The 6,860-nt window shown below is 58.6% G+C and carries 7 protein-coding genes and 2 pseudogenes; 4 read left to right on the plus strand and 5 right to left on the minus strand.

All coding sequences use genetic code 11. The annotated features are described in order from the left end of the window. The first annotated feature begins 118 nt into the window (after positions 1 to 118). Together QRN25_RS25585 and QRN25_RS25590 are read left to right on the plus strand one after the other, a co-directional pair. Entirely contained in the window at positions 119 to 268 is a 150-nt protein-coding gene (locus QRN25_RS25585; RefSeq protein ID WP_285022294.1) for a DUF2256 domain-containing protein, read from the plus strand. After that, positions 265 to 1,821, plus strand: coding sequence for a cryptochrome/photolyase family protein (locus QRN25_RS25590; protein ID WP_285022296.1), 1,557 nt, complete (start codon positions 265 to 267; stop codon positions 1,819 to 1,821). Before QRN25_RS25585 ends, QRN25_RS25590 begins: the two co-directional genes overlap by 4 nt. A gap of 18 nt (positions 1,822 to 1,839) precedes the next feature. Here QRN25_RS25590 and QRN25_RS25595 read toward each other — a convergent pair. Then, positions 1,840 to 2,149 (minus strand): annotated as a pseudogene (locus QRN25_RS25595) (transposase); the annotation flags it as partial. A 146-nt stretch (positions 2,150 to 2,295) separates the two neighbouring features. Between QRN25_RS25595 and QRN25_RS25600 the strand changes: the two are divergent. Next, positions 2,296 to 2,490, plus strand: a complete 195-nt coding sequence (locus QRN25_RS25600; RefSeq protein WP_285022297.1) for a hypothetical protein — start codon at positions 2,296 to 2,298, stop codon at positions 2,488 to 2,490. A gap of 262 nt (positions 2,491 to 2,752) precedes the next feature. On the opposite strand, the pseudogene QRN25_RS25605 reads toward QRN25_RS25600, so the two are convergent. The 3 genes and pseudogenes from QRN25_RS25605 to QRN25_RS25615 form a co-directional block, all read right to left on the minus strand. Then, a pseudogene (locus QRN25_RS25605) lies at positions 2,753 to 3,699 on the minus strand (IS630 family transposase). A 262-nt stretch (positions 3,700 to 3,961) separates the two neighbouring features. Further along, a complete protein-coding gene (locus QRN25_RS25610; protein ID WP_285022299.1) occupies positions 3,962 to 4,270 on the minus strand; it encodes a hypothetical protein in 309 nt (102 codons plus the stop codon). A gap of 99 nt (positions 4,271 to 4,369) precedes the next feature. Next, a complete protein-coding gene (locus tag QRN25_RS25615; protein WP_285022301.1) occupies positions 4,370 to 4,690 on the minus strand; it encodes an integration host factor subunit alpha in 321 nt (106 codons plus the stop codon). 800 nt (positions 4,691 to 5,490) lie between these two features. On the opposite strand from QRN25_RS25615, the gene QRN25_RS25620 reads away from it, so the two are divergent. Then, on the plus strand, positions 5,491 to 6,216 hold the full coding sequence (locus tag QRN25_RS25620) for a hypothetical protein (RefSeq protein WP_285022304.1): 726 nt from the start codon (positions 5,491 to 5,493) through the stop codon (positions 6,214 to 6,216). 236 nt (positions 6,217 to 6,452) lie between these two features. On the opposite strand, the gene QRN25_RS25625 is transcribed toward QRN25_RS25620, so the two are convergent. Further along, a partial coding sequence (locus QRN25_RS25625) for a response regulator (RefSeq protein ID WP_285022306.1) occupies positions 6,453 to 6,860 on the minus strand: 408 nt, incomplete at its 5' end.

The following is a 6,860-nucleotide window of genomic DNA, read 5'->3' on the forward strand; positions in this document are numbered from 1 at the left end:
GTGCGGTACCTGCTTGCGGCCAGTCAGATGTCTGAGACGGCGCCCCTAAGAATGGCCGGAGCGACGAGCTGGTCAGTCTTAATTTGCTTCCAACCTGCATCTGGTGCGTTGAGACCACATGCCGCACCACAAGCTGACTTTGCCGACCAAGATATGCCTCTCCTGCCAGCGGCCGTTCGCGTGGCGAAAAAAATGGGCGCGTGACTGGGACAAAGTCAAGTTCTGCTCGGATCGCTGCCGCGGGGTAGGGGAGATGGAGCAGCCATGACAACGCTCATTCCCGTGTTGGGTGACCAGTTGTCGCTCGCTCTGTCGTCGCTGCGCGGGGCTGACCCCGGCGATGCCGTCGTGCTGATGATGGAAGTCGCCGATGAGACGACCTACGTTCGCCACCACAAGACCAAGCTGGCCTACGTTCTCTCAGCGATGCGCCATCATGCCCAGGCTCTGGAGGAAGCAGGATGGCGCGTGAACTATCTGCGGCTGGATGATCCTGAAAACAGCGGCAGTTTTACAGGCGAGGTCGCTCGGGCGATCCAACGGCATGACCCTGAACGGATCGTCGTCACCGAGGCGGGAGAATGGCGCGTCACCGCTATGCTGGATAGCTGGGAAACGCTGTTCGGCGTGCCGGTCGAGATCCGCAAGGACACGCGATTCGTGTGCTCGCACGGCGAATTCGATACATGGGCAAGCGACCGGCGCGAACTGACGATGGAGTTCTTCTATCGCGAAATGCGCAGGAAGACCGGGCTGTTGATGGACGATGGCAAACCGTCTGGCGGGCGCTGGAATTTCGACAAGGACAATCGGAAGCCCGCGCAGGCCGACCTGCTCATGCCGCGTCCGCTGAGCTTTACGCCTGACGCGATCACGCGCGAGGTCATCGCACTGGTGGAAGACCGGTTTGCCGACCATCCGGGCGATCTGGACAGTTTCAATTATGCTGTGACCGCCGCAGACGCCGAACGCCAAGCCGCCAGCTTTTTCGCAAACGCACTGCCGCAATTCGGCGACTATGAAGACGCGATGCTGACCGGCGAGCGCTTCTTGTGGCACTCGATCCTGTCGCCTTACATCAACTCGGGACTGCTCGACCCGCTCGACTTGTGCCGCCGCGCTGAAGCCGAATATCGCAAGGGCCGTGCCCCGCTCAATTCGGTCGAAGGCTATATCCGCCAGATCATCGGATGGCGCGAGTACATGCGCGGCATCTACTGGCGTGAAGGCCCCGGCTATGTCGATCGCAATTTCCTGGAACATGACCGGGCGCTTCCGGACTGGTACTGGACCGGCGACACCCAGATGCATTGTCTGTCGGAAACGATCGGGCAAACGCTCGCGACGGCGCACGCGCATCATATCCAGCGGCTGATGGTAACGGGCAATTTCGCACTGCTGATCGGCGCCGATCCCAAGCAGGTGCATCTGTGGTATCTCGAAATCTATCTCGACGCCTATGAGTGGGTGGAATTGCCCAACACGCTGGGCATGAGCCAGTTTGGCGATGGCGGGCTGCTTGGATCAAAGCCTTATGTTTCATCAGGCGCGTACATCAACAGGATGTCGGACTACTGCGGTACTTGCCGCTACAACGTCAAAGAGCGGATTGGCGAAGATGCATGCCCGTTCAATGCCCTGTACTGGAACTTCCTCGCCCTTCATCGTGATAAGCTGGGCGCAAACTATCGGCTGGCCATGCCCTACCGCACTTGGGATCGGCAATCAGAAGCAGATCAGCAAGCCACCCTCGCGCAAGCAGCAGCCTTCCTTCGCCAACTGGATGGAGACTGCGGGGCACCTTATGCAAAGCGTGAATGATCGCACTCGGCGGTGAGTTCAACGAGTGGAGGCAATACAAGCTTGAAGGCGCTCCGCGGGCGTTTGGTATTCGAGCGTTTTCCTCGGTCATTCGCCGAGTTGCCGTGCAACGGCACTCAGCTTGGCCTGGCTGTATAGCCGCAGATCGGCTCCGATAAGAAAATACTGCCGCAGCACACGATTGGTGTTTTCGTTGGAGCCGCGCTGCCAGGGCGACTGCAAATCGCACGGATAGACTTCAAGATTGCTCGCCAGCGTAAGGCCCCGATGATAGGCCATTTCCTTGCCGCAGTCCCAGTCAGCGATTGTAGAGTTCGTGCGGCAAACGTTTCACGCTGTCATCCATGGAACGAATTTTCAGTCCGTCTCTTTGAGTAAACGGGTGTTCCTGCACCTGTGGCCCGGCAATCGCTCTCATCGGTAAGCGGTCGGGCCACTTCCCCCACGACCGCCATCATTGCCACGGAGATTTCCTTGCCCCATCGCGACCAAGATACCATTACGCCCGCCGGCGGTCACGAAGGCGGCAAGCCGAAGAACCTGCGGTACATTGTCGGCGGAATGATCCTCATCTTTCTTCTCGGCATGGCGATCGTGGGTGCGAGCACGAAAATTCTTCAGCGCCCCGGGCCAGACCAGGGTGCTACAGAAAAGGCACCGGCCGACTGATAGGACAAGAAGGCCCGGCACTCAGAGAGGACCGGGCCAGTTTTGTAAGGGCTGCAGAGCCCTTCGGGTCGCAAATGCACGGTACATTATTGATCTTGCGCTGAATATGACAATTTTCGTCGCCCGCATCCCTCTCCCATTGTTTTACTGGATCCTCCTCGGCCGCCATACCCGGCGCTCGAGCTCTCAGCAATCGATGCTTACTGGCGAGCTGATGCGGTGGGCCCAGCGCTCCACTGCCGCGCTCTAGAGCGGATTTCGATCAGTCTGGATCATATCCGCAAGAGCTGAAGTAATTGGCGCATTCGGCGGGCTGGAAGATGTCGACGAGCTTGCCGATGAGGCTCCACAGACCGCCAACCGTTCGCTCGCCGATTTTCCGGAGCAAGGCCTTGAGGCGGGAGAAGGCCTTCTCGATCGGATTGAAGTCCGGGCTGTAGGGCGGAAGGAAGCGCAGTGTCGCACCTGCTGCTTCGATCCGATCCCGGACAGCCGGACGCTTATGGCTCGATAGATTGTCCATTATGACGACGTCACCGGGCCGCAGTTCAGCTACGAGAACCTGGGCCACGTAGGCCTCGAACTAATCGCCGTTGATGGGACCGTCCAGTACCATCGGTGCGACCATGCCCGTTATGTGCAGAGCCGCGACCAGCGTGGTGGTCTTGCGGTGCCCGTGAGGGAAACCCATCCGCAGTCGCTCGCCTTTGGCACAGCGGCCATGACTGCGGGTCATGTTGTTGGCGGTCCAAGTTTCATCGATGAAGACCAGGCGTCCTGGTTCGAGATCGACCTGCCTCTCGAACCAATCATGCCGCTGCTTCAGGACGTCGGGACGGTCCTGCTCGATTGCGTGGCCAGTCTTTTTTTGCGCGTCATGCCCCGGCGCACGAAAAACCGATGAAGTCCCGCTACCGAGACGGTCAGTCCGGTTGCGGCCAGCTCCACCCGTAGTTCTCCCAGCGAAACGTCCTTCCGCGCCTCCTATACAGAGAGGACTTCCGCCGCTTGCTCCTCGATCCGGCGCGAACGCACCTCACCGCCTTGCGGTTTGGCGGCAAAGGCGCCCGTGTCGCGCCGAAGCGCATGCCAACGGATCGCCGTCGAGGGGGCAACGCCAAATCGCGCCGCCGCCGCCCGGCAGCTCAATCCGGTATCGATCGCTGCCAAAAGCCGCGAGTGCAAATCCATCGAAAGCGGGTGACCGATCCATGCCAGCCTCCTTCACGAGCACGGATTATGATTCACAAAACGCTATCGTAGGGAATCCCTGCCGATTCATACCAGTCGAAATCCGCTCTAATCGGCCGGTGCATTTACGCCCGCCAGTTCGACATTCGAGATCACACCGGTGCATGCCTGCAAACGGCGAACACAAGAAACCGCGCCCGTACCAACGATGGCGCTGGACTGGCGGAACTGCGCCGCAGTTATGATTGAGCTGTGTCCGCGCCAATACGCCAAGACATTATCAACTCTCATCCTGCGTGGCGAACGACAGCCGTTCGGCGGGCCCAACCTTCTCATCACCGGCGAACAGGGCGTCCAGCCGCTCGCAAACCTCTTCGCGGAAACTTGCACGCGGAATTGGCCGAGGTGCCGTCAGCGCGATCTCGTCGGCTATCGCGTGCTTCACGCGATCGACGGCAGCCTGGTCCAACACGCCGGCGGCGGTGAGTTCCCTGCAGAGCTGGACCAGCCCGGCGGCGGTGGCCTGAGCGCGAAGGCCGACGTTCTTCAAGTCGTCGTGCATTCGCGCACGTTCGGTGGTCGACATCATTTTCTTCTCCTCTCGCTATGTCATTGATGTAACGCGCGAGAGCAGAAGAGTTCGCCGCAGCGAATGCCGGTTATCCGAAAGAGGCGATTGAACCGGCCCTTATTTGTCGGCGGCGTTTGGCAGCGGCCGAGCGACACGGCTCTTCAATGCCTCACTGGGCCGAAAGGTGACAACCCTGCGCGCCGAGACGGTATGCGCTTCACCGCTTCGGGGATTACGACCGATCCGAGCACGCTTGTCGAGGAGTGCGAATGTGCCGAAATGCGTGATCTTGACGCTTTCGCCTCGCTCAAGCGCTTCAGCCATTTGCGCAAGAATTCCTTCGGCTATTGCCAAAGCGCCTGAGGCTGACAATCCAGCGTCCCGCTGGATGGCAGCAACCATCTCAGCCTTGGTCAATGTATAAGTACCCTGGCGCATACCGAATCTCCTTTCGGATCACAGTAAACGCGCCGAAGCATCTCCAATATCATGAAATTACAGGACAATCCGGTCACAAGTGTACGTAGGACGGCGCGGCGATCCCCTGCAAGTCGCCGCGCCTCACAAGGCCTGAGTACATACCCACCGCCCTCGACTATGCACTTTTGACGACAACCCTCCGATATGGGTCGAGCCGCATGGCCTCCCACCTCAGCAGCCAGAAGAGAGCCGCAGCAGGGACCTGTTTCACCGACCCCCGGCACGCGGTGGATATAGTTGCCTTACCAACCAAGTAACGGATAGGCCTGGGAACACACCTCTGGCAGTTATGCTCCAACATGGGTCGAACGGCCATGTTAAAATTTCTTCAGACCAACTACACTGCTTATTTCCGGGCAATCGTTTCCAAATTAATCCCGAGGCGCACGCGAGTGGTTCGCTGTAGGCGCGGGAATACTATCGAGATCGGCACGTCCGCTTTTGTCCCACGCACTGCGCAAGAACTCCGCAAGCGGAATAGAAGGTTTAGAGTACTAGCCAGAAATAGCTGCTGCTGTGCCCCGATCTAGCCAGCCGATCGCTAGCATCAGTGATTTAATCGAACGACAGGGCAAGTCGCAAGTCGCAAGTCGGATTCTATGTCGAAAATTCGGTCAATCTGATATAATAGATCGAATCTGAGATTAATCACTTTTCAATGCAGTAGCATTGTATTGATATGGCACTGATATTTAGAGATTATAGCTGCGAACCTCTGTCAAGGTGTGCAGATCTCTCCCGTAATACTGGAGGAAAACATGGTAGCACTGACGAAAGGGGCTCCGACACACCTTACGGATGAACGACGATTCTTCGCTACGATGGCGTGCGTTATCGCTATAGCCACGTTTGTTGGCTTCGCGCCAAGCTATTACCTAGCGCCCATGTTCGGCGCCAAGCCGATGTCCACGTTGCTGCACCTCCACGGTTTGGCGTTCACGGGCTGGATCTTGCTCTATTTAACGCAAACCGGACTGATAGCCGCCGGGCGCGCCGACATTCACAGAATCGTCGGGGTTGTAGCATTGGCACTGGGCCTGGTGATGGTGCCGCTGGGCGTCGCGACAGCGATCATCACCAAGCAAGTTGCCACAGCCAATCATCTTCCGCCTCAAGGCCCACCCCTGATTTTCCCGCTCGGCGCAATCTTCACCTTTGCGGTACTCGTTGGTACGGCCCTGATGCTGCGCCAGCGTGCCGCCTGGCACAAGAGATTGATGCTGCTCGGGACAGCGGCGATATTAACGACGCCACTCGCGCGGATCACGCGCTTTACCCATGTCGGCCTCGCTCCCGCGATCGGTGGCATCGTCTTGACCGATGTCCTCCTCACCGCCCTGGTGATCTACGACATTCGATCGCGCGGCAAGCTGCATCCCGCGACGCTATGGGGCGGTGGGTTCTTCGTCGCGACGCAAGCGCTGCGGATCCTGCTTAATGCCACGCCCGGCTGGCAGGCATTTGCCAAGGGCTTGACCGGCTAGTTTCCGCTTATCGTCGATTGTAAGAAACTACTGGCCTTTGCAATTACGGATGCCCGGAGAGAAGTCATTTGACAGCCGTACTGAAGGCGCGTTTTACAGTTTCGACCCATGCCAGTCTATCATCGGCGTTGTGCCTAGGCCTGAAAGCCGACATTCTAGGTCGCGTTGACAAAGTGAGGCGTAAAAGGATAGCCGAAGCGGTCCAATTAGCGCAACTGATCATTCATGTGACGCTGTCAGGAAATGGGGATGGTCGGAGTTCCGAACGGTTCTTCTACCACCTTCACAATGATTGGACCGGCTTCCTTCGCCGGCATGATCTTTTCAAGCGCGATCGACAGTTCTGCCTGCCGAAACGGCTTGCTCAATCGCGGCAGGTCCGATGCAAAGCCGATCGCGTCCGAATACCCCGAGACGATAAGAACCGGCAGCGACGGCCGGATAGCGAGAGCCGCGCTTACCAGTTCGACCCCCGTCATGTGGGGCATGAGATGGTCGCTGATCATGACACAGATGCGGACGTCGGATCTGATGAGCGCAAGCGCTTCGTGACCCGAAGCAGCTTCCACGACCTCGAACCCGAGATCGACCAGCATGTCGGCCGTGCTCGCGCGTACGAGCGGTTCATCGTCCACGACGAGAGC

Origin of the sequence: Novosphingobium sp. fls2-241-R2A-195 (genome assembly GCF_030209485.1) — a bacterium.
Lineage (GTDB): Bacteria > Pseudomonadota > Alphaproteobacteria > Sphingomonadales > Sphingomonadaceae > Novosphingobium > Novosphingobium resinovorum.

Bases quoted from the DNA above. Each gene is read 5' to 3' on its own strand.
- QRN25_RS25585 (WP_285022294.1), top strand. From the start codon at position 119: ATGCCGCACCACAAGCTGACTTTGCCGACCAAGATATGCCTCTCCTGC.
- QRN25_RS25590 (WP_285022296.1), top strand. From the start codon at position 265: ATGACAACGCTCATTCCCGTGTTGGGTGACCAGTTGTCGCTCGCTCTG.
- QRN25_RS25610 (WP_285022299.1), bottom strand. From the start codon at position 4,270: ATGATGTCGACCACCGAACGTGCGCGAATGCACGACGACTTGAAGAAC.
- QRN25_RS25615 (WP_285022301.1), bottom strand. From the start codon at position 4,690: ATGCGCCAGGGTACTTATACATTGACCAAGGCTGAGATGGTTGCTGCC.
- QRN25_RS25620 (WP_285022304.1), top strand. From the start codon at position 5,491: ATGGTAGCACTGACGAAAGGGGCTCCGACACACCTTACGGATGAACGA.